This window comes from Microcoleus sp. Pol14D4 (assembly GCF_036701245.1).
GTDB lineage: Bacteria > Cyanobacteriota > Cyanobacteriia > Cyanobacteriales > Microcoleaceae > Microcoleus.
This window is the reverse complement of sequence record NZ_JAUBQM010000024.1, coordinates 1-23,296: the sequence shown is the minus strand read 5'-3', so window position 1 is coordinate 23,296 and position 23,296 is coordinate 1. Positions and strand designations below refer to the sequence as shown.

12 protein-coding genes and 1 tRNA gene are annotated in these 23,296 nt (G+C 46.3%); 6 read left to right on the top strand and 7 right to left on the bottom strand.

Translation table 11 applies throughout. The features are described from left to right. Nucleotides 1-283: 283 nt before the first annotated feature. The 3 genes from dpdE to trhO all read right to left on the bottom strand — a co-directional run bounded on the left by dpdE (nucleotide 284) and on the right by trhO (nucleotide 5,680). Complete coding sequence (dpdE, locus tag QUA33_RS11380) at nucleotides 284-3,619, bottom strand: protein DpdE (protein WP_333148692.1); 3,336 nt, start codon at nucleotides 3,617-3,619, stop codon at nucleotides 284-286. Between the two features lie 197 nt (nucleotides 3,620-3,816). After that, nucleotides 3,817-4,473, bottom strand: a complete 657-nt coding sequence (locus tag QUA33_RS11375; RefSeq protein ID WP_333148691.1) for a glutathione S-transferase — start codon at nucleotides 4,471-4,473, stop codon at nucleotides 3,817-3,819. 253 nt (nucleotides 4,474-4,726) lie between these two features. After that, a complete protein-coding gene (trhO, locus tag QUA33_RS11370) occupies nucleotides 4,727-5,680 on the bottom strand; it encodes an oxygen-dependent tRNA uridine(34) hydroxylase TrhO (RefSeq protein ID WP_333148690.1) in 954 nt (317 codons plus the stop codon). A gap of 203 nt (nucleotides 5,681-5,883) precedes the next feature. On the opposite strand from trhO, the gene QUA33_RS11365 reads away from it, so the two are divergent. Beyond that, nucleotides 5,884-7,119: a tyrosine-type recombinase/integrase gene (locus QUA33_RS11365; RefSeq protein WP_333148689.1), complete on the top strand. Its 1,236-nt coding sequence runs from the start codon at nucleotides 5,884-5,886 to the stop codon at nucleotides 7,117-7,119. Between the two features lie 480 nt (nucleotides 7,120-7,599). Here QUA33_RS11365 and QUA33_RS11360 read toward each other — a convergent pair. After that, nucleotides 7,600-7,671: transfer RNA gene (locus QUA33_RS11360), tRNA-Gly, on the bottom strand. A 151-nt stretch (nucleotides 7,672-7,822) separates the two neighbouring features. Further along, nucleotides 7,823-8,068, bottom strand: a complete 246-nt coding sequence (locus QUA33_RS11355) for a HEAT repeat domain-containing protein (RefSeq protein WP_333148688.1) — start codon at nucleotides 8,066-8,068, stop codon at nucleotides 7,823-7,825. A gap of 888 nt (nucleotides 8,069-8,956) precedes the next feature. Here QUA33_RS11355 and QUA33_RS11350 point away from each other — a divergent pair. Continuing rightward, nucleotides 8,957-12,700, top strand: coding sequence for a chemotaxis protein CheB (locus QUA33_RS11350; protein ID WP_333148687.1), 3,744 nt, complete (start codon nucleotides 8,957-8,959; stop codon nucleotides 12,698-12,700). Nucleotides 12,701-12,922: 222 nt separating this feature from the next. On the opposite strand, the gene QUA33_RS11345 is transcribed toward QUA33_RS11350, so the two are convergent. Beyond that, on the bottom strand, nucleotides 12,923-14,716 hold the full coding sequence (locus QUA33_RS11345; protein ID WP_333148686.1) for an efflux RND transporter periplasmic adaptor subunit: 1,794 nt from the start codon (nucleotides 14,714-14,716) through the stop codon (nucleotides 12,923-12,925). A gap of 412 nt (nucleotides 14,717-15,128) precedes the next feature. Here QUA33_RS11345 and QUA33_RS11340 point away from each other — a divergent pair, with 412 nt between their 5' ends. Next, nucleotides 15,129-16,262 carry an AI-2E family transporter gene (locus tag QUA33_RS11340; RefSeq protein WP_333148685.1) on the top strand — a complete coding sequence of 378 codons (1,134 nt, stop codon included), beginning with the start codon at nucleotides 15,129-15,131 and terminating at the stop codon, nucleotides 16,260-16,262. Nucleotides 16,263-16,424: 162 nt separating this feature from the next. Next, entirely contained in the window at nucleotides 16,425-17,492 is a 1,068-nt protein-coding gene (locus QUA33_RS11335) for an ABC transporter permease (RefSeq protein ID WP_333148684.1), read from the top strand. Nucleotides 17,493-17,547: 55 nt separating this feature from the next. Here the strand turns inward: QUA33_RS11335 and QUA33_RS11330 are convergent, their stop codons facing one another. Then, nucleotides 17,548-20,961, bottom strand: a complete 3,414-nt coding sequence (locus QUA33_RS11330) for a PAS domain S-box protein (RefSeq protein ID WP_333148683.1) — start codon at nucleotides 20,959-20,961, stop codon at nucleotides 17,548-17,550. 663 nt (nucleotides 20,962-21,624) lie between these two features. Between QUA33_RS11330 and QUA33_RS11325 the strand changes: the two genes are divergently transcribed. Further along, nucleotides 21,625-21,969, top strand: a complete 345-nt coding sequence (locus tag QUA33_RS11325) for a hypothetical protein (RefSeq protein ID WP_333070902.1) — start codon at nucleotides 21,625-21,627, stop codon at nucleotides 21,967-21,969. 208 nt (nucleotides 21,970-22,177) lie between these two features. Then, the gene (locus QUA33_RS11320; protein WP_333101055.1) at nucleotides 22,178-23,203 is read left to right on the top strand and encodes an ABC transporter permease; all 1,026 of its coding nucleotides are present in this window, start codon (nucleotides 22,178-22,180) and stop codon (nucleotides 23,201-23,203) included. Nucleotides 23,204-23,296 lie beyond the last annotated feature (93 nt).

Below are 23,296 nucleotides of genomic sequence, written 5' to 3'. Positions count from 1 at the left end.
CGACGCACTTTGATGTCAGGCCGAACCGTGGCTTTTAACTAAATCACTGCTACTCATTACTACTGCTTTGATCTTACCATTTTTGCAGGGCCATAATTTAAAAATAGCTGTCACTTCCGCAGTTTAGATAAGACTGATTCCCCATCCATCTATCTGCGTTCATCCCCGTTTATCCGCCTGCATCTGCGGTTGAAAAAGAGCTTGAAGCGAAGCTATCTTCCCGCATGGGTTCCCAAAGGGTAGGGAATCGCCCTCAAAAAGAGCGATCGCCCTCCCAAACAAATTATCCTTCATCCTCCGACTTTACAGGAGGACGCCCAGAAATCACAATAAATCCCACAGACTCAAGAGTCATGTGCGGGCGGCGAATACCAGCTAAAACCGCTTCACTCAACAAACTTTCCGTATTGATTTCATCAGCTAAAACCGATGCTAAAACTTGTTCCGATGTAGAAAGTTGATGCAAGCGCAATTGCAATTGATTCACCCGGTTTTCGAGTTGGATAGCAGCAGTGACAGCGAAACTATTGCACATTTCCACAAAAGCCGATCGCCCGCGCAGCAATTCCTCCGATACCACCCGTCCCTTTTGGCAAAAATCATCCCATTCTAGCGGATCGACAAAACTGTCAATCAGCGACGTGCGATTTTTAGACAAATTGTAATCCCGATTCGGCCCGCCTTTCCCCTTATAAGGCCGCTGCAAAATCGCTAGAAGTTCCGCATCTTCCACCAGAGACATTTCTTCGCTGCGAGCATCTACAAACACAGTTTCAAAAATTGGCAGAAACAGAGCATCAGCGCGGCGCTGCAAAGCTTTCAAGTTGTAATTTTCGATATTTTGTGCTTGCAAAACTTGCTCGGCCGGCTGCACATCAGTCTGGATTGAATAATTAAACTGAAAGCCAAACCACTCCTTCCCAGGCTCCGCATCCCAACTTTCATCATGCCGCCACATGGCAAAAGCTTGACCGCGATCGTCCCAGCGAATATAAGAGCCAAGTGCATCGATCAATCCCTCACCAATTCGGTAAAGAGCGACATCCGCATTCTGATGAGCAATGCGGCGATTGTAACTGCCATATTGCTGGCAATAAGGAATCAATCTGGTTCTCAAATCGTTGGAGGGAATCAACGTTTTTTGAGTAGGTTGATAGCGCAACAGCCCGGATACACTCGGATGTTCGATTTGTTTGAAGTGAAGAGCTTGACACAACCAGCCTTCAGTGGCCCGCTGCATTTCTTTATGCTTAGCATCGCAGTTATCGAGAGATTCAAAATACTGAGATGCGCTGTCATCAAGAGTATCAATTTCATCGAGAACGTATTGTTCGTCTATGTTGATTTTCTCTTGTTCGATTTCAGTTTTAATCGCTTCAATTTCGCTTGATAAGCCCTTGCCTCCCTCAGCAAACAACTTTTCTTCAAGTTTGAGAAGTTTTTCTTCAGCATAAAACTGAAGGCTGGCAATAGATTTGTTGAAAATATCAAACCCATCTTTTAAAACTTGAAACCAAGCTTCGTGGGGACTCTCTGGCAAATCCGGGCCTGCAAACAAACAAAATTGCACTCCCATTTTGCTGCCGATGCGATCGACTCTGCCGAGTCTTTGTTCTAACTGGTTGGGAAACCACGGCAAATCGAAGTGAACTAACCAATCTGTCACTTGTAGATTTACCCCTACTTCCGCGGATCGATCGCACACTAAGATAAAACAATGCGGTTCAGTCTTAAACCGCTTGAGACTAGCCTCCACATCATCAGCCGATTTGGTCGTGTCATGGCTGGCGATCGCATTTTTACCAAAGATTTTCGCTAAATTTTCCGCAATCTCTTTACAAGTTGCCGTAAAACTGGTAAAAATCACAATTTTCGGGAAACGCTCGCCCGGAATCGGGCGTTTTATTTGCTGTTGAATTCGCGACAACAAATCGCGAGGTTTGCTGTGATACTCGCGCGGAACCTTCAAAGCCACTGCCAGAAATCGGAGAATCGCGATTCGTAACAAACTCAGTCGATCGAGTCCTTCCTGGGGCTTTTCCAGGGTGTTGAGCAAGGTTTCCAGCATTTCCCTTTCTTCGGGAAACAACGCAGTTTTGGTCAAAATTGCCGTGTCATTTTGTCCAAATTCGCGATCGAGTTCTGGAGTCGATTTTTTCTGCAAGCGAGCTTTGACAACCCGTTCTAAAACACTCAGCCAAGTACCGGAAGCGCGGAAAAATAGCAGAAAAATTCTCTGATATTCGCTAGACTTGGGAGCGACTGTGCGCCATTTATCGAGTACGGTTTGAATTTCCGCCCACTGTTCGTCATTCAGATCGTACTCGGTTTTGGGGACAGCATCTCGATCGAAAATCACATCTTCAACCGCATCCCGGCGGTTGCGAAGGATGCGGCGGTGCAAACGGTAGGTATCGCTAACGTGAGTGCGAATAGTTCGGACAAGGCGAGCCTGTTCTGCTGTTTCTTTAGTTTTCAAACAACTTTCTAACTCTGTTGCTAATCCGATTAAATAATCATCTTTGGCAAAAATAGTGCGAAGTTGAGCGAGTTTTGTTTGCAAAACAGCAGGCTTGGCATTTTCTCGGAAATCTAGCAAAGCGCGGCCGATTTCCTGACGGTTTTGCACCTGTTCTTTGAAGCTTTCCAGGTCATCAAGACGGTAAGTTGTGGGATCTAGCAAGTGCAGCATCGTTAGAAAATCTTGCTCGCGGCCTAGAACTGGCGTTGCAGATAATAACAATACATTTTTGCTTTTCTGAGCTAGTTTTTGACAGAGTTCAAAGGACTGCTGCTGAGCGCGATCGCTCGAATTTGCCATTGCCGCCACATCATGCGCTTCATCCACAATCAGAAAATCTAGGTTAGCGTTGCGGCTAATTTGATTGATGTCGCTAACAGCCACAAGCTGCACTCGGTCAGCAAAATGAGACAAATAGAATTTATTTTCTAACTCCTGCCGCCACTGTTCGAGCAAATATTTCGGGACCAGTACCACAGCGCGTCCGTTGGGTTCATCTAGCAGGAATTGGCGGAGAATTGTCCCTGCTTCTACTGTTTTTCCCAATCCTGGTTCGTCTGCCAATAAATAGCGCACGATTGGGTCTTCTAGGACGCGCCGGACGACTTCAACTTGGTGCGGATAGAGGTCTATGTTAGCAGAAATTAAACCGGTCATGCCGCGGCTGACTGCCCGCTGTTCGATCGCAGATTGAACAAATGCCAATCGGCGATCGTGAAAATACGGCGTTTCTTGGCCTTTGACTGCTAAAATGTCGATCGGATCGGCGATCGGGATATTGCAGCGAACGTAAAGTTCGCTTTCGACTGCTTGCAAACTTTGGCTGTCGGGCAGATCAATTTCGTACTCTAATTTATCTTCATCCCAGTCATAAACTCGCCCAATTATCCATCTTTCCTGAGTGGTACTCCAGAGGTAGCAGCGGGTTTGGCGCTGAAGTCTAGCTTCTTGCAGTAGACTTAATGGCACAGTTTTGCGGATGCGGTTTTTAACTGAGCAAAAATATTCAACTACGGCATCAGTACGCGATACCTCAACAACTTTTCCGACTCCCAAATCGTTTCTGGGCGATCGAACTAACGAACCAACATCAATCATAGTTTTAGCCTGATAACATTTACTAGAATACAGCAAATCCTTTCACGTTAATAAAATTAGCAAAAGGCGATTTTTGCCTGCGTCACTTTTCTAGTCAAATGACAGTAAATCTAGTATTCTCAAAACAATAAGTTTAGCATGGTAAATAACATTTTGGGAAGTTAATAAATATGCGGGCAGCGAATAAGAATAAGTAATTACGAGGGAGGAAAAATAACCCCTGGATTACCGGATTCCCATTTCGGATATTTCTGCATAACACTGCTATAAATTTCCGAGTCTGTAAACCCTGCTAACCAAGCTTGTAGTTGTGGCCAAGGCTGTTCGTTGAACCAAGCTCGATCCGTATGAGCGAATTGACGAACAAAAGGTGCGATCGCCATATCAGCCAATGCTACATTGTTACCAAATAAATATTTAGTGGTGCTTAACTGTGAGTTGAGTTTTTCCAGGAATAAAGAACCTTCATAACGATCTACTTGGGCATCAACACCGGGATAACGATCTGGGTACTTATAACGGTCAAGATGATATTTAAACCTATCATCAAATAGAGCGATTAGTTCCAGCATTTCTGTAACAGAACCTTGCTGGGGCATCAACCATTTTTCAGGATCGTGTTGTCTTAATGCCCACAACATGATATCTATACTTTGATCGAGTACACGCCCGTCAACATCAATCAATATTGGTACTGTACCTTTGGGAGATACTTCCAACATCTCTTGTGGTTTGTCTCGCAAAACAACTTCCCGCAACTCACACACCCGATTGCTAACCATCAAGGCCAAGCGCGCCCGCATAGCATAGGGACAGCGGCGGAAGGAATACAAAATCGGGTATGTTGCTGACATATTATATCAATTCCGGTTGCACCCGAATTATTGTTGACTGTTGACTGTTGACTGTTGACTGGGGGTCGAAAAACTGAATGGTTGAGTGTTAACTGTTGACTCAATTTTATTATTTCGATGCAACAGGAAAGGATATAATTAGTCGATCGCGCGATCGGGTTTTTCGGATCAGAAACCCGGTTTCTTAGTAGATTTATCGCCACCAAACAAGATTTTTCGGAGAAACCGGGTTTCTTTGAGCTTAGTTTTAATACTATTGGTCGCAGGAGGCGTCATCTACTTTTTCCTTCGCATCGTAGCGCGCGCCTATATGTACTTGGTTGCGACGCTTAGCAAGCTCAATCTGACGTTGACGTTCAGATAAAGCTTGTTTTTTGGTTTCAGTTTTGGAGTCATGACAATGAGGACAACTCACACCAAGTACAAATAATTCAGAAGCCTTATCTTCCTGACTAATCGGGTGACGACAGCCGCGACAAAGTTCATAGTTACCCGGCTTTAACCCCTGACCAACAGAAACCCGTTCATCAAAGACAAAACATTCACCTTCCCAACGACTTTCTGCTTCCGGCACCGTTTCCAAATATTTTAAAATTCCGCCTTCGAGATGATACACTTCCTCAAAACCTTGAGTACGCAAAAAAGCAGTAGATTTTTCGCAGCGAATACCACCCGTACAAAACATTGCCACTTTAGGTTTATTGCGTAAAGCAGTTTCCCGCAGCACCCATTCCGGTAACTCAGAAAAGCTTTTTGTTTTTGGATTAATAGCGCCTTCAAAAGTACCCATAGATACCTCGAAGTCGTTACGCACATCAACCACGACAACATCGGGATCGTCAAGCAGCTTATTCCACTCATCAGGCTTAACATATTTGCCAGCCATGAGGCGGGGATTAATGTCCGGTACCCCCATCGTGACGATTTCGCGCTTCAAGCGTATTTTCAGGCGATAAAAAGGTGCTTTTTCCGAGAAAGATTCCTTGTGTACCAGATCCGCAAAACGCGGGTCACTACGCAAGAATGCCAGCACTGCGTGTACGCCCTCGGACGAGCCGGCAATCGTGCCATTGATGCCTTCTTCGGCCAGCAAGATAGTGCCTTTAACGTTGTTGTTGTTGCAACAATCGATTAGCGGTGCTTTCAGCTCAGCAAAATCAGGTAGTTCAACGAACTTATATAAAGCAGCGGTTAAGAAAGAAGCCATATATCGACTGGATAAGACTAATTAGAATTTTGAAAATTAATTTAAACCGGACGGTGGGACTCGAACCCAGGACGTTCAGCTTTAGCAGTAAGTATCGGTCAGGCAACCGCCTGCTGGCAGAGGATTGTAGGCTCAAAGCTGAATTTTGTCTCCAAATTGTCTCCAAAGTGCTAGCCTTGTCCTGTTGCTTTTTGCATTTTACCATGACCGATACGTCTAGTAGAGCCAAGAAAGGATCGGTAGTTGTCCAGACTCGCAGTGGCAGGTTGCGCTTGCAGTTGCCCAGGCAGATTTACGGGGGCGATCGCAAATACCTGTACCTGAACCTGTCTGACACCCCTGAAAACTGGGAACTGGCACAAGCTAAAGCCCAACTGATTGAATCGGACATCAGGTTTGAGCGTTTTGACCCCACCCTCAAAAAGTACAAGTCGCAAACTCACTTGACCGTCGTTGAGACTATCAAGTCCAAGCCCGAACTGACTCTAACTAAATTGTTTGAGAGATATTTAGAGTTCAAAAAACCTGCTGTCAAGCCCACAACTTTTCACTATTTAGTAACGAGCATTCAGGCTTATATTAACCGCTGTCCCTACCAAAGTTTGTCCGAGGATGATGCTTTGCAAATACGCGCGTGGCTGCTAGGCGATACTACTAACAGCATGACTAAGCGAGTTTTGACTTACGTGAATGCAGCGGTTGAATGGGGGATTAAATTTAAAATTATCACCAGGTTGTCTGCTTCCCCTTTTAACGGAATGGCAGCCGACTTGCCAAAACACAACTGGCAAAGCGACCCCGAACCTAACGCTTTTAGTCCAGAAGAAAAGGCCTTGGTATTAGAAGCTTTCAAAAACCACAAGGGGAATTGGAATGGCCGGGGTTATGGAGGGCAGAAGCTTTGTTACTACTACCCTTTGGTGCAGTTTTGGTTCATGACTGGATGCCGTCCCTCCGAGGCTGTTGGCTTGAGGTGGCGCGATATTGCCTCCGACTTTTCTCACATTGTGTTCAACGGCAGTGTGCAGCATCCGGGCGGGATAGAGACTAGGGTTGATGGTAGTAAAAACAACAAGCGCCGTAGGTTCCCTTGCAATCAGGAATTAAGCGAGTTTTTAAGAAACCTTGAGCCGGAAAATTTGGCGGACAAAAACAGTCTGGTTTTTCCCTCACCTAAGAAAGGCGGGGCGATTAATTACAGCAATTTCACTATACGAACGTGGCATAAGTTGGTTGACCCAATTACTCAGAAAACTCGCGAGTTTGAAGAAGACCGCAAAACCACCACCCCTTATTCTTGTCGGGATACTTTTATTAGCGAACAAGTTGGTAAAGGCGTACCGAGTGCAGTTGTGGCTAAGTGGTGTGATACGTCGGAGAAAGTGATTAATTCTGTGTATTTGGATGGCAAGATTTTGGAGCATTTACGCCCGCTTTGATGCTGTTAATAGGTTGATTCTAGGGTCATTTGAGGAAGATTTAGCTAGTAGCTCGAAGGCGGACAAAGACCCAGACAAAGGCCCGACACCTAAGCCACCAGCCGAAAAAGTTTATCAAAGGTTGAACCTGTTGCGCTCAAGCATAAAAAGTCGAGGGCGGAATTGGCGGATTTAGCAATCCTAAATGATTTGCTTGCGCCATACGCGAGCAAGATGCTTGCACTACAAGGATTCCGATCTCGATTAATTTTGCGACTGATTTAGGACTGCTATATAGTGGCGGTGCTCGACGTACTCGCATAGCTAGGCGATCGACCCGATCTGTATTTGGAGACAGTCAAAATTGTCTCCAAATTGTCTCCAAGTAGCTATCCAAAACCCGATGTTTATCTCCAAAAACATCCTGTGCAACCACAGATATCAAGCCCTAGAAACGCCAAAACCCTTGATTCCTCAAGAGTTTTAAAGACTGTTCCCCCAAGCGGACGGTGGGACTCGAACCCACGACGTTCAGCATGGGAAGCTGACATTCTACCACTGAATTACGCCCGCGCTTAGTGTTTTTTACTTGCGTTCACCTTCTTTCACTTTGGAGGCCCAGCGCTAAAAAACCACTAGAAAAACATTGTACAACTATTTTCTGATTTTGAGTATAGCATTTTGACAATCAATTTGGGGTGGCAGCGATCGTACACTGGAGCCATCAACTGCCGCGGACGAGCAAATTGTCATCGCCACGAAAAGCTGCCCCGAAAATTGACAAAGAGTTAGCGGCTTCTGCGCGCACGTTCGGATCGCGATCGAACTGCATCATTTTTAACAGCGCCGCCAAAGCTTCCGCAGTTTGAGTCTGCCGCCATCCCATCACCACGAACCGCACAGTAAACTCCCCATCGTTCACTTTCCTCACCAACATCGGTAGCGCCACCGCAGAAGCGCCCTTTCTCACAGCAGTTACCCCCGGCAGCCTGTCTTGAGAATCCGAATTTTGCAGCGCTGCTTGGATTTCCCTAATTTCCCTCGCCCCATTAAAATATATTTTTGTTACTTTTATTTAAGATATTAGCAAAAAGTGCCTGATTGTGGGAAAGTAATCAACTCAGTTATTAGATTGTGCCGGCAAATTAACAGCCTCAAACTTAAACACGAGAAGAAGTTCAGAAAGTAATTGGTGAATTCGATCGATATTGGCAACCGCTAATCGACGATACTCTGGAAATGACTCAAAAGGTAAAAATGCCCCAGCCAAAAGTGATGAAGCAGTTAACAACATAATCCAGAGATAGTTTATATCGACGCGGCGCTAGCGAATTTGGGAGCGCCACAAGCTGCCTAAAAACAAGATTAATTACGGTTCTGTATGGTCTTCTGTTTTTTTAGGTTTATCTACTTAATTGTACTGTTTTCTTTCGCCGCCTATTATCCCTAGCCCCACTGCTTGAGAAGAGTGGACAAGATTCCGGTTGGAAGTTCCTCGATAAGTAGGGGAACTGAGGGGAACTCGACTCTCTGGCAAACATTCATAGAATTGCTACGATCGCAGAAGGTGAAAAATTTACTCCTTATCAACTTTCAAGAGTACAATTAGTAGAATTTTTGATAAATCTCAACCCTCACGATTGTCCCCCTTGATGCAGGCAGTATGGCTCTCTATAATATCAACAATAATAATAATAATAATAATAATTTGAAAATCGCTCAAACGCACGCGCAGACTGCCCCTCAATATATCTGCAGGTAGATGGTTAATCATTTATTTTAGGATTATCAACCATTATAATAAATATAAACTCTAAAATAATACTGAGTCAAAAAAAGAATAAACAGGGTATAAAAAATGACTAGAAAAAATAATTCCAAGAAATCTCAACGTAAAGTTGGTATCCAAGTCCATCGCAAGCAACAAAACAATCAAAACGACTTATTTCCTGTAGTCGGAATAGGAGCTTCTGCAGGTGGATTGGAAGCCTTTATGAAATTACTGAGCCATTTGCCGATCGATACCGGCATGGCGTTTGTAATAATTCAGCATATGTTGCCGAGTCAGGGAAGTGTGTTGAGTGTGATTCTGGCTCGATCGACCCAGATGCGCGTGCATGAGGTGACAGATGGGATGCTCATAGCACCGAATCAGGTGTACGTTATCCCCGCGAATTTCAGCATGACCATTGAGGGCTCACTGCTGAAGCTAAAGCCTCGCGGCAGACGAACCGGGGTATTTATGTCCGTCGATACTTTTCTGTTATCCCTCGCCGAAGAACGGGGGAACAAATCCATTGGCGTCATTTTGTCCGGGGGCGACGGCGATGGTGCCCAAGGGTTAAAAGCGATTAAGGCTGCCGGCGGTATTACTTTTGCCCAATGTGAAAATTCGGCACAAGTTAGCTGTATGCCGAATACTGCGGTGGCTACGGGTCAGGTAGACTTTATCTTGACACCGGAAAAAATTGCCCAGAAAATAGCAGAGATCGGCCGTCATCCCTACATTGCCGCTCAACCTGCGACAGAATCGACAACCAGCGAAGAGACGATCGCAAATAAAGATGCGATCGCCATTATCTACAGTTTGCTGCGGGCTGCTACAGGAGTTGACTTTACTAACTACAAGCAAACCACCTTGAAGCGGCGGATAAATCGGCGGATGTTGCTCTACAAGCTGGAACGGATCGAAGATTATGCCGAATATCTCCAAAACGCCCCGACAGAAGTAACGGCGCTGTATCACGATGTCTTAATTCATGTCACCAGCTTTTTTCGCGACCCCGAAAGCTTTGAAGCCTTAAGCAGCAATGTTTTTCCCGCAATCGTCAAAGATAAATCGCCGAAAACACCGATCCGAATTTGGATTGCCGGCTGTTCAACCGGCGAAGAAGCTTACTCGATGGCCATCTGCTTGCTAGAGTTTTTAGCAGCTCGATCTACTAACCTGTCGATTCAGATTTATGCCACAGACATCAGCGAAAATGCGATCGTGAGCGCCCGCACTGGCTTTTATACCCGGGCCCAAGTCGCGAATGTTTCAGCCGAACGCCTGCATCGGTTCTTTGTCGAAGTCGAGGGCGGATACCAAATCGCTAAGCCCGTGCGGGAACTCTGCGTCTTTGCCAGACAAAACCTGATCGCCGATCCGCCATTTTCCCGGATGGATTTGATTGCCTGTCGGAACGTGCTGATCTATCTGGGACCAGAGTTGCAGAAAAAACTGCTGCCGCTGTTCCACTACGGGCTCCGGCCCGCGGGCTTTTTGCTGTTAGGCACTTCGGAAACGGTTGGTGAGTTTTCAGAATTCTTTGCAGTATTCGACAAAAAGAATAAAATTTATACTAAAAAACAGCGATCGCATTGGCTCAGCATGGATTTAAATGCTAGCAATTATCCTCTGACAGCCTCCAACCATCCACCGCAGCAGACCGAAAGATGGGAGGAAATCGAAATGGAGAAAGAAGCCGATCGCATTGTTTTGAATCACTATGCCCCTGTCGGGGTCGTGATTAACTCAGCCAGCGAGATTCTGCAATTTCGAGGACAGACGAATCCCTACCTAGAAGTCGCTCCCGGTAGGGCGAGCTTTAACTTGCTGAGAATGGCAAAAGAAGGATTGCGCGTGGAACTGGGAACTGCAATTCAAGAAGCCTCACGGCAGAAGCAACCGATCGCACGGGCAGGCTTGCAAGTTAAAGAGGGCGAGATCGTCCGGCAGGTCGGAATTAATGTGATTCCATTCCAAGCCGACGCTGTGGCAAAAGACTATTTTTTAGTGTTGTTTCAAGAGGAGTCCCCGACGATCTCTGCAAAGCCTGCTGCTGACGATGCTAAAGTCAATTCCGATCCTTTACAGGCTGAAAGTCAGGAGATTGCAAGGCTGCTAGAGGAACTGAAAACCACTAAAGAACATCTCGGAGCGATCGTCCAAGAACATCAAGCCGCTAATCAAGATTTGAGAGCCGCCAACGAAGAGATTTTGTCGAGCAACGAAGAGTTGCAAAGCATGAATGAGGAACTCGAAACGGCGAAAGAAGAGATTCAGGCAACCAATGAAGAACTCAACACGATTAATGACGAATTGCAGCGGCGCAATGTTGAATCGACTCAGGTGAGCAACGATTTAGAGAATCTGCTGGCCAGCATCAATATCCCGATCCTGATGCTGGGAAGCGACCTGCGAATCCGCCGGTTTACTCCCGCAATCGAAGGTATCTTCAACTTAATTTCTACCGATGTCGGGCGGTCTTTGAGCGACATTACTCACAAGTTGATAGTACCCGACTTAGAGCAATGGATTTTAGAGGTGATCCGCACGCTCAATTTGAAAGTTCAGGAGATTCAAGATCGAGACGGTCGTTGGTACGATTTTCACATTCGACCCTACCGGACGATCGACAACAAGATTGATGGCGCTGTGCTGATGTTGGTGGATATCAACGAGCTAAAAGTGAGCGCCCAGCAGTTGATGGAAGCGAAAAATTACGCCGAAACGATCGTGGAAACCGTGCGGGAACCATTGCTAGTGCTAGATCTCGAACTGCGGGCGATCACCGCCAACCGTTCTTTCTACGAGACGTTTCAGGTGATGCCGAGCCAAACTGAGCAGCGCTCACTGTTCGATATGGGTAATGGACAGTGGAATATTCCCGAGTTGCGATCGCTCCTAGAAGAAATTCTGGCAGGCAACCCCGAGTTTCAAGATTTTGAAGTAGAGCATGACTTTGAGCAGATCGGGCATAAAATAATGCTGCTCAATGGCCGCAAAATGCCTCCGATAGGCGATACACAGATGGTTCTGTTGGCGATCGAGGACATCACCGAACAAAAACAGTTGGAGACAGAACGCAGCCTTCGGATTCAAGAACAATCGGCTCGTGCCGCTGCTGAGGATGCCAACCGCATCAAAGATGAGTTTTTGTCCGTCCTCTCTCACGAACTGCGGACGCCGCTCAATGCGATGATTGGCTGGGCACAGTTGCTGCGCCTGAAAAAATTTGACGAGGCTAAAACAGAGGAGGCGCTAAAAACGATCGAGCGCGCCGCCAAAGCACAAAACCAGCTCATCGATGACATCTTAGACGTTTCGCGGATTACCACAGGCCAATTTCGGCTCACTGCTTCTGAAATTGAGCTGAATCCACTGGTTGCAAATGCGATGGAGGTGGTTCGTTTGGCAGCAGAAGCCAAAAATCTTCAAATTGAATCCAGGCTAACTCCTTTAACACTAAACGTATTGGGCGATCCAAACCGTTTACAACAGGTAGTGTGGAATCTACTTTCAAACGCGATTAAATTCACCCCAGCCGGAGGAAGAATTGAAGTCGCATTAGACTACATTGATGGCATGGCTCAAATCCAAGTTAGCGATACTGGTCAAGGCATTCAGCCTGATTTTATCCCCTATGTGTTCGATCGCTTCCGTCAGGCCGATAGTAGTTGCTCTCGCAGAGAAGCTGGATTGGGGCTAGGACTCTCGATCGTCCGTCATTTAGTAGAACTCCACGGCGGTACTGTTAGTGCAGAAAGTCCGGGTGAGGGACAAGGGGCAACCTTTACCGTGAGGTTGCCGCTACGAACAGATATCCGAGAAAGTTAAACACTAATATTTACCAAAGACAGAATTGATATCAATTCTGGTTGTACCGTCCGTGATTGTTGAATGTTAACTGTGCTTTAATTCTGCAATTTCCGTAGACGTGCGCCATCGAAATGTTGGCAGTGGTTATCTGCGTTCATCGGCGTCGATCCGCCTGCATCTGCGGCAAAAAAAAGCAATAATCTCTAAATAACCATAACTCCAAATAGCCCTAACCAATAACTATTTAGCAACCTTAACCTCAGCGCCATCCTTAAGAAAACCAGCCCCAGTAACAACTACCCGATCGCCCGCCTTCAAACCTTTTTTAACCACCACCTTAGCAGCAGTCAAATCGCCCACAGCACCCCCGGAAATTTCCCCAATTTCCACCGTTTGAGCCTGTACCTTGTCCTCGCCCACAAGTTTATAAACAATAGAACTGCCGTCAGCTTGCGGCACAATAGCTTTAGCCGGCACTTTTAAACCTTGAGCCGTTGCCGTCGAAATAGATGCGCGCAAAAACATTCCCGATCGCAAAAACTCGCTTGCCGGCAAATCAATCTTCACCGTAGCTTGTCGATTTTGCGGGTCAACTAGCGGCGAAATCTCTCGCACAGTTCCTGACAACTTAATGCGCTTGTCAGAGTCAGAAGTAATTTGGACTGCTGTTCCAGGTCGGACTTGCGAAACCTGAGTTTCCGGTACTTTTAATTGCAGTTCCAGCTTGTTGCCGCGAATAATCGAAAAAAGTTTTTGACTGCCCGAAGAAACATCGCCAACTCGACCAATTCTTTCAGCCACAGTGCCACTATCCGGCGCTCGAACAATTGTTTGTTCTAGTTGAGTTTGTAACTGTTTGACTTGGGCATCATTGCTGCGGACACTTGCTGCGTTATTTCCGACATTTGCTCTGGCACTGCTGACACTCGCTCCGGCCGTATTCACTTTTGCACGAGCGCTGGCGAGAGCGGCTCTAGCCGTACTGATATTAGCTTCAGCAGTAGCTACTTTAGCGAGAGAAGATTGCACTTCTTCCGCTGCTTTATTCTGTTCTTCCAAAGCTGTATTCAAGTCAGCTTTAGCTTTGTTCAAGTCTTGAACAGCAGTCTGCCGTTCTGTCTTGCGTCTTTCTAAATCTTGCTTACTAATTACTCCCTGGGTCGCCAAATCTTGGGTGCGATTTACTTCTCTTTGAGCTTGATCTAATTTAGCCTGAGCCGAGGCAATACCTGCTTTAGCTTGAGTGACACCGGCTTTAGCTTGTTCCACACCTGCCCTTGCCTGCCCGACGCCTGTTCTGGCTTGCGCTGCGTCAGCGATGGCTTTTTCTACGCCAGCTTGGGCTTGAGCGACCCCGGCTCGGGCTTCTTGTTGGGCTGACTGAGCTTGCTCTACCTGAGCTTCGGCTTGTTCTACGGTAGAATTGGCCGATTGTACTCCCGCAAGCGCTTCGGCAATTTGCGATCGTAACACCGAATCGTCCAAAACCGCCATCGTCTGACCTTTTTCTACCACATCCCCTTCATTCACCAACACCTGCTTGATTTGCAAACCGTTGGCTTGTGGCAGTACCGGCAGCAAGTCATAGGCTGCCACCGTGCCTGTCGCTTCCAAAGTTTCACCCACCTGGGCAGATTCCACAGGCGCCACTGTCACCGTCGCAGCCGTCGCCTGCTGAGTTGCCGATGGAATTGGAGCTGCCGGAGGTGAACTCTGCTTGCCCCCAGTCAAGTTTACTGCTAGCAGCGTTGCAGCCACCCCAACCCCCGCGCCCGCCAACAAGGCCGGCCACCTGATTTCTTTACGGGGCCCAACTTCAGTTGCTTCTGGTTCCCACTCTTCTGATTGTTCCCCCTCCATTTCTGGAGCTTCTAGGGCAACTTCTCGTTCATCTTCCTCACCGGATAACGACCAGCGAGAGTGTTCTGAGACCCCACTTTCAGGTACATCCACTGCTGAGTTCTTGTCGCGTCCGCTCTGCACGGGGGGAAGGGGTTGCTTTTCTTCCGCTTCTGAAAAAATTTGATTGGTCACGGTAGTTCCTCTCGCCGTTATTAGCCTGTGATTTTTTGATTGTAAAGAAAGATTGCGGTTTTTATATTTGATTCATTTTAGCGGATGGCCTCAGCAGTCCCGCGTCCCCCTTTTGGGTGAGTGTGGTGCCCTTTCACATTACAATGGCGAATTGATCCGAGTTTGTACGATCGACATTTAATTTGATCGGTCTGTGGGGCATACTGAATATTAGAGTGATTTCGGATCGTGGGGTCGATCGGGCTGGCATTTGTGTCTCCCCAACTGGCTGAGCCGTCACCTATCTATCAATCCACAGAAAAGTCAGTCTAATCTTGAACTGATTATTCCTAATCTATACTCTCCTGTGTTTATTGTATAATACGGCACATCTGCTAAAAAACTTGTGCCAATTTATTTAAAAAAAATCAAAATGAATAGTCTCTTTTCTCCCCTCCAACAGTTTCTAATTACTTGGCTGCTAGTGCTAGTGACGGGATGGTTTACCCTAACTGCTGTCAGTTATGTTGGGGAACTGGTGAGCATTTTAGTAACAGCGGGACTCATTGCATTTTTATTAAATTATGCAGTAAAAAGACTGCAAGTATTTTTGCCGCGGGGAGTAGCTGCGGGGCTGGTTTATTTAACTGCAGGTGTGATAGTAGTAGTAATCGGTTTAACTATTGTGCCGCCCGTATTCAGCCAAGCGAGCCAGTTGGGGGTGAGGTTGCCGGAATTGCTGGAGTCGGGGCGGCTGCAGCTAGGTGAATTTCAAGCGTGGAGTGCCGAGCGCAATTTACCGTTTGACGTGCAAATATTCGAGCAGCAACTGTCAGCTAGAGTCCAGGGACAAGTCCAGGCGATCGCCGGTACGGGTTTAGGCTTAGTTGTAGGTACTGTTAACTGGTTTTTGGACTTAATTTTTATTTTGGTAATTTCCTTTTATATGCTCCTAGACGGGAAAAGAGTGTGGCAGGGTTTGACCAGCATTTTTTCCCCAGACATTCGCTATGTTTTAACAGAGACTTTGGAGAGAAACCTCCAGCGATTTGTATCGGGACAGTTATTGCTGGGACTATTTATGGCCATCTCGTTGACTCTGGCTTTTTGGTGGCTGCAAGTGCCGTTTTTTCTGTTGTTTGCCGTGTTTATAGGGTTGACGGAAATAATTCCGTTTATTGGAGCAACTTTGGGAATTGGGACTGTTAGTATAATTGTAGCCTTTATTGATTGGTGGCTGGCGCTGCAAGTGTTGGTAGTGGCGATCGGTCTCCAGCAAATCAAGGATAATTTAGTAGCTCCCCGAATTATGGGCAATCTCACCGGATTAAGTCCGGTAATTATTTTCACAGCTTTGCTCTTAGGAGGAAGAGTCGGAGGATTGTTGGGAGTTATCTTAGCAATCCCGCTCACTGGGGTTGTAAAAAGTATAGTAGAAATTGTACTCAATCCCAAATTGCCACCCCAAACAGGCTCGTTTTTCTACAATCCTTTTAGCGGGGAGCAATTGGGAAAAATAGCAGAAGATGAAACTAGAATAATTATGGTCGGAGATGAACACAAGTAGTCTAATTTTTGTAGTAAGCAATTCAATTATGAAAACTTTTATAAGTCAGGAATTAACTTTTTGCTGCTGAGTCCATTAAGAAAAGACTAAAGTCTATACAAAGAACTTTAAGAACTTTAGTCTTTATTACTAACCCACTTAAAATCTTCAACCTAAAAACTTATGAACTGGTGGCAAAATCTTAGAAACAATCCTCTAGCTCGGTTGGGAGCCATGCTACTGTTAATTTTTTATACAGTCGCACTTTTCGCCGAATTTGTGGCACCTTACGACCCCTACGACTCTCAATTAAACGGTTCATTGCTGCCACCGACTCAGATTCATTTAACTACCCAAGACGGGCGATTTATCGGGCCCCACGTTTATCCGACTACTCAGGGCCCGGTGGATGCGAATACCGGCGCTCGCGAGGTAATTGTAGACTGGCAAAAACCCTCTGCTGTCGGTTTATTTGTCAAAGCTTCTCCCTATAAGTTTTTAGGAATTTTGCCTTTTGACAGGCATCTTTTTGGCACTACCGGAGAAGGCCAAATTAATCTTTTAGGCACGGACGAACAAGCTCGCGATCAATTCAGCCGCTTAGTACACGGCAGCAGAATTAGCCTCAGCATCGGTTTAGTAGGAATAGCAATTTCTTTTCCCTTGGGATTGTTAATCGGAGGCATATCTGGTTATTTCGGCAGTTGGATTGATAGTATTTTAATGCGTTTCGCCGAAGTATTGATGACGATTCCCGGTCTTTATTTATTAGTAGCGCTAGCAGCAGTATTGCCACCGGGATTGACAAGTGCTCAACGATTTATATTGATTGTGCTGATTACTTCATTTATCAGTTGGGCGAGTTTAGCCCGGGTGATTCGCGGTCAGGTACTGTCAATTAAACAGCTAGAATTCGTGCAAGCGGCGCGGGCAATGGGTGCCAATCCAATTTATATTATTGTCCGCCACGTTTTGCCACAAACTGCTACTTATGTAATTATTTCTGCTACTTTGTCGGTTCCGGGTTTTATTGTGGCGGAGTCGGTTTTGAGTTTAATTGGCTTGGGAATTCAACAGCCCGATCCTTCTTGGGGAAATTTATTATCCCTGTCTACTAATGCTTCAATTTTAGTGTTGCAGCCTTGGTTGGTTTGGCCTCCGGCCATACTGATTATTTTGACTGTGTTGGCGTTTAATTTATTGGGGGATGGTCTGCGGGATGCTCTCGATCCGAGAAGCATTCAACGGTAATTGGGAGTTAGTAATTTTTACTTTCCATGCCGCTCCGGTGTAACAGTTACGATCCCTAATTTTGCAGATGAACAGGCAAGCGAATGGTAAAAGTAGAACCAACACCCTCCTGACTTTTTACGGAAATATTGCCACCCATCATTAGGCAAAAACGCTGGCTGATTGCTAGTCCCAAACCGGTGCCGCCGTACTTGCGGGTGGTGGAAGCGTCTGCTTGGGTAAAGGGTTGGAAAATGTGCTGCAACTGGTCGGGAGTCATCCCAATTCCTGTATCTATACAATTTACAACTAAAAATTCTTTACTAGCCTTTGAAGATTGAGAGCTTGCTACAGTTTCATAAGTGTTTTCTTGTTTTGCTTCGCTGCTGTCGCCCCCAATCTGTTCTCGGCTAGCGGTGAGGGTAATTGTACCGTTTTGAGTGAATTTGGCGGCATTGCTCAGCAAATTTAATAAAATCTGCTGCAATTTCGTAATGTCACCGTGCATAGTGCCGATATTGCTAATTTGGTGCAAGTTTAGAGTGTTGCCGTTTTTCTCAATTAGCGGCTCGGCGGTAGATGCGACATCTTCAATCAAGGCGGCGATGTCGAAGGTTTCTAAGTAAAGATCCATGCGGCCTGCTTCGATTTTAGAAATGTCGAGAATGTCGTTAATTAGCGATAGCAAGTGTCTGCCGGAAGAGCGGATTTTGTCTAAATCTGGGGTGAGTTCATCGTAACCCAATTCTGCGGTTTCTTCTTGGAGCATTTCGCTGTAGCCGATGATGGCATTCAGAGGTGTTCGCAGTTCGTGGCTCATGTTGGCTAAAAAGGCGCTTTTTGCGGTGGAAGCGGCTTCGGCTGCTTCTAGGGCGAGTTGCAAGGCGGATTCAAAGACTTTGCGATCGCTAATATCCTCGACGCTGCCTTCATAGTAGAGTACCTTGCCGTCGGCGTCGCACACTGCACGCGCGCTTTCGGAAATCCAAATTACACTGCCGTCAACGCGGTAAACTTCTGACTCAAACCCCGAAACTTCTCCGAATTCTTCCATCACCCGCATAAACTTATCGCCCTGCTGAGGATTGACGTAAGCTTGCTGCCTGATGTTTGTGAGATTTGATGTCAATTCTTCGGGAGTGGCGTAGCCGTAGATGCGCGCTAAAGCTGGATTTACGCTCAAGAATTGGCCTTCGGGGGTTCTTTGAAAAATGCCTTCGACGGCATTTTCAAAGATGCTGCGATATTTTTGTTCTGCTTGACGCAAAGCGATTTGTGTACGATCGCGCTCGCTAGCTTCGATCGCCAATGATACCAAATCTGCCAGGGAAGCAGCAAAATTTTGTTCTTCTAATGTCCAGTTGCGAGTAGTTCCCACTTGTTCGATACAGATGACTCCCACTGTTTGTCCTCCCAGCCGCACCGGCGCATCTAAGGTTGATGTAGTACCCATTTGTGCAAAGTAAGATTCGGCAAATTCTCTGGTTCTAATATCTGAGAGAGCGTCCTCGGCTGCGATCGTCCGGTGTTCTTCCAAAGCTTGAAAATAACCTGGATAGTCTGCTGCTGCGACTTCATTACCTTGGGAATGCTGCGGGTTGCTGCGGTGAAATTGGTCGATACATTGCAGTTTCGATCGGCTTTCATCGTACAACCAAGCACCGGCTCGTTCTACATCTAGGGTATGAGCGGCAGCTTCGGTGATTTGCCTCAAAGCTACTTGCAAATCGCCTCGATACAGCGCTTTATTTCTTGCCAGTTCTACCAAAACCGTATTTTGTTTGAGCAATTGTTTTTGCCTTTGGCGTCGCGCCGATTCGGCTCGCTTCTGTTCGGTAATGTCGCGGGCCACCCAAATTACGGATTCTTCTGAAAGCGGTGAAATGCTGGCGGCAAAACAAACTTCGCGGTTGTCAATGGTTAAATCGTACTCGATGCTGACAGTTTGCTGAGTATCTAAAGCTGCTCGGATGTGGTTGATAAAATTGTCGGCTGTAGCTTGCGGAAACACATCTTTGAGTGTTTTGCCAACTAATTCTTCGGCTGGTTTGTAGAGCAGAGAAATATTTGTAGGCGCGATTTTTAAGTAGCGACCAGTGGAGTCCACAACTATAATTAATTCGTTCATGGCTGCAAACAAAGCCCGCAATTCTGCTTCGGCGGCTTCGAGTTCGGCCGTCCGCTCTGCTACTCGCTGTTCTAAACTAGAGTTGGTTTGTTCTAGGGTAAAAAAAGACGCTCGCAATTGTCGCGCCATTTGATTGAAAGACTGAGCTAGGAGACCGAGTTCTTTGACTCCTTGAACTTCGACTTCGCCGTCTAATTCTGCGGAGGTGAAGTCGGAGGATTCGGACATTTTTGTTAAAGCTTTGGAAGCCTGCAACAATCGGGTAATCGGTTTGACAACCCAGCGAGAGGTGAAAATTCCGAGTGCGATCGCCAGTACGAAGGCAAAAAAGCATAATAAGATAGTTGTGCGAGTGTTGGCATTAATTTGCTCCATAAAGTCTGCTTCCGGGATTGCGACTACAATCAGCCAATCGAGGCCACGGCCGTCTTGCAGGGGAGCAACGGTAATGAATTGACGTTTGCCGTCTATCTCGAAGGTAAACTGTCCTGGGTTGTCAATTTGTTCAAAACTACCAAATCGTTTTTGCAAGTATGTGGAGGTCGATCGAATTAGCAAATTTTTGCTCTGTGTCGCCAACAGCCGTTTTTGTCCGTCTTTGTCGGTGACAAAGGGCAATTCGTCTGTGGAACTGGCGACTATTTCCCCGCTGCGTTCGATCGCAAAGACTTGTCCCGACGGGCTAATTTTGATGCTTTTGAGAAAATCGCTGATTTGAGAAAGAGTCAGGTCAATTGCCAGTACCCCCTGCAGGCTACCCGTTTGGTTGTAGATGGGCATCACCGGCGTAATCCCCAGCACGGGCGGTGCTGCGAAGGTGTAGATAGGAGACCAAGTGGCTTTGCCTGACTGTTTGGCAGCTTTGTACCACGGTCTAGTACGGGGGTCATAGGGGACGGTTTTGATTAGCTCAGTGCGATTTCCTTGGCTATCCAGGCGATAAATTTGGCGGTTTGGAGCGGTTGATTCGTCTCTGATGTATACTAAGTGTTCTGCTTCTCGCTTGAGCAAGACGAATCTGCCCTGTTCGTCGCCGTAGTAGATGGTTGTATTTCGATCGCTCAGCTTGGTCTGGTTCCACAAATAGCGCTCTAAGTTGGGGAGGTCTTCCGGGTCTAAGTTTCCAGAGGCGATCGCAGCAGTATTCATTTGTAGGAACAGGTGAGACACATCCCCAAAACTGCGGAAATTTTCTTTCGTCCTCGCTGCAACTTCCAAGCTTAACCTCGTAGCAAGGTCATTGACAGCTTTCTGGCCGTTGCGAAACGAAAGCCATCCAGTCACGCCGACTGCTACGGAGATTTGCACCACCAGCGGTATCAACAAAACTAGGCTTAGTGACATCTTGGGCGAGCTTTTCATCACACAACTGCTCAGACTTTTCAATAACATCAATATTCTGACACCTACCAGGTTTGCGTATCGTTTGTCGCTTAAAAGAGATCCTCGATATAAGTTACAGTGTTGTACACAAATAGTGAAGTGCAGTGATCGGCAACTCAAAACGGGGCTGAGGTTTCCACCGCTAGTGTAAAAACTTGTAACATTAATCATGGCACTACTTGCCTGAATGTGGCGATCGCTCTAGGGACTCCCGGTCAAAAAGTCACACACCATAAAAAAAAGCTACTTTAGGCCTGTGCTCCACACTCTGGCTGTCATCAGTCTTTGCCAATTATTCAATTTTTTAATCTAAACTTTTAAATCTAAAAGGTCTCACTTTCTCCGGGTAGGGATTGTCTTCCTTACGCCTAGTTAATAAAAAATTGATTTTATTTTTTTCTACCGTGCCAGGACAAATGTAAATTCTGTGACAATCGGCTGTTAAAAAATTTGCTATTAATAAGATAAGCCGCCAAAATCCCTTAGCGTAGCGGAGCGTAGCGGGGCGTAGCGGGGCGTAAGCCATCGAGTACCAAAAGGATAATTGAAGCATCTGCATTCCATCAAAAGCAGCAAATTAAAGCGTTTTTGGCTTTTTTGGATGCTCAATCTTTGGGCAAAATAATACTTCTGGAGGATGACATGAACTATACATTTGAAATCCTGGGCGTATCTCCAACTTTAACATTTTTTAACCAGCAGCAGGAATTGCTGAAACAACAGCAGCCGTCGGGTGTAGAATACTTGGGAAACTGGAAGTGTACTCTCGATGCGTTTGTGGCATCCGTGGAGACAGTTTCTCCTTACCGGGGCTGGGATGTCGATCGAGTTGTAGACACCGTGATTAGTTTCTGGATGAACAACTCCGATAGCATCCAGTATTGGAGGCACAGGCTGGAGGATGCCGGCAGCGAAAACTTGTTAGTAGCCAGAGTAGGCGATATCAAGTCTTTGCAAGCTGCATTTGAATCGCTGCTGGGCGAATAGGAAAATCACCAATTGCGAAAAAGTCGATCGACTTTTTCGCAAAAATCAACTCAACTGTCTATTAGCAATGCTCAATTTCCCTGATTCGCGGCACGGAAGTCGCAGATATAAAATATCTGTTTCTTCCATCTTCTGCCTTCCATCTGCCTGATGCCTTCAACATCTGATTAATGACTAATGACTTCGCAATTGGCAATTCCCAAATATTATGTCTCGTTCCAAAGCCCTGCAATCTTATATTTTTCTCCGCTTGCTCCTCGCACCGCTAATGTTGTGGACAATCACCACAGCAGTATTTTTATTGTTGCGGGCCACTCCGGGCGACCCTATAGATGCCATTCTCGGCTCACGAGCTCCCGCAGCCGCCAAAGAAGCCATGCGAACCCAACTCGGCCTCGACGCACCCCTGTGGCAGCAATATTTCAAATACATGAAAGACTTGTTGAGCTTCGACTTGGGAACCTCAATCACCACTCGCGGACAAACCGTGTGGCAAATTATCGGAGATTATTTCCCCGCTACAGTGGAATTAGCAGTTTGTAGCATGGCCATAGCTTTAATTGTCGGCATCAGTATCGGTTCTCTGGCAGCATCCCGCCCCAACACTATTTTCGATGCTGCAGGCCGTTTGTTTGGCATTATCACTTACTCGCTGCCCGCTTTTTGGGCCGGCATGGTTTTGCAATTAATTTTCGCAGTGCAGTTGGGATGGTTTCCCTTGGGAACTCGCTTTCCCGTCACATTCCCCGCCCCCGAAGGGTACACAGGACTATACACGATTGACAGTCTTCTCAGTGCTAACCCTGGTCAGTTTCTCACATCTTTGCATTATTTGGCACTTCCAAGTTTGACGTTGGGGATTCTTTTGAGCGGCATTTTCGAGCGCATTGTCAGGGTGAATCTCAAGCAAACTTTGCAAGCAGATTATGTCGAAGCAGCTAGAGCTAGAGGCATTCCCGAATTCCAGATTTTATGGGCTCACGCTCTGAAAAATGCACTAATTCCGGTGATTACTGTCTTAGGATTGACTTTTGCTGCACTGTTGGGCGGTGCTATTTTAACAGAGGTTACTTTTTCTTGGCCGGGGCTGGCAAATCGCCTTTACGAAGCGATTAGCTTGCGGGATTATCCAACTGTTCAAGGTATTGTGGTGTTTTTTGCGGCAATTGTCGTAATTGCCAGCATTGTAATTGATATTTTGAACGCTTACGTTGACCCGCGAATTCGGTATTAAAGGAAGTTAGTTGTTAGTAATTGCTCAACTAGGGGAAAAAAGGGAGCCATGAAGAGAGAGGGCTTTTTGAATAGCTTGATAAGCAGTTAAGCC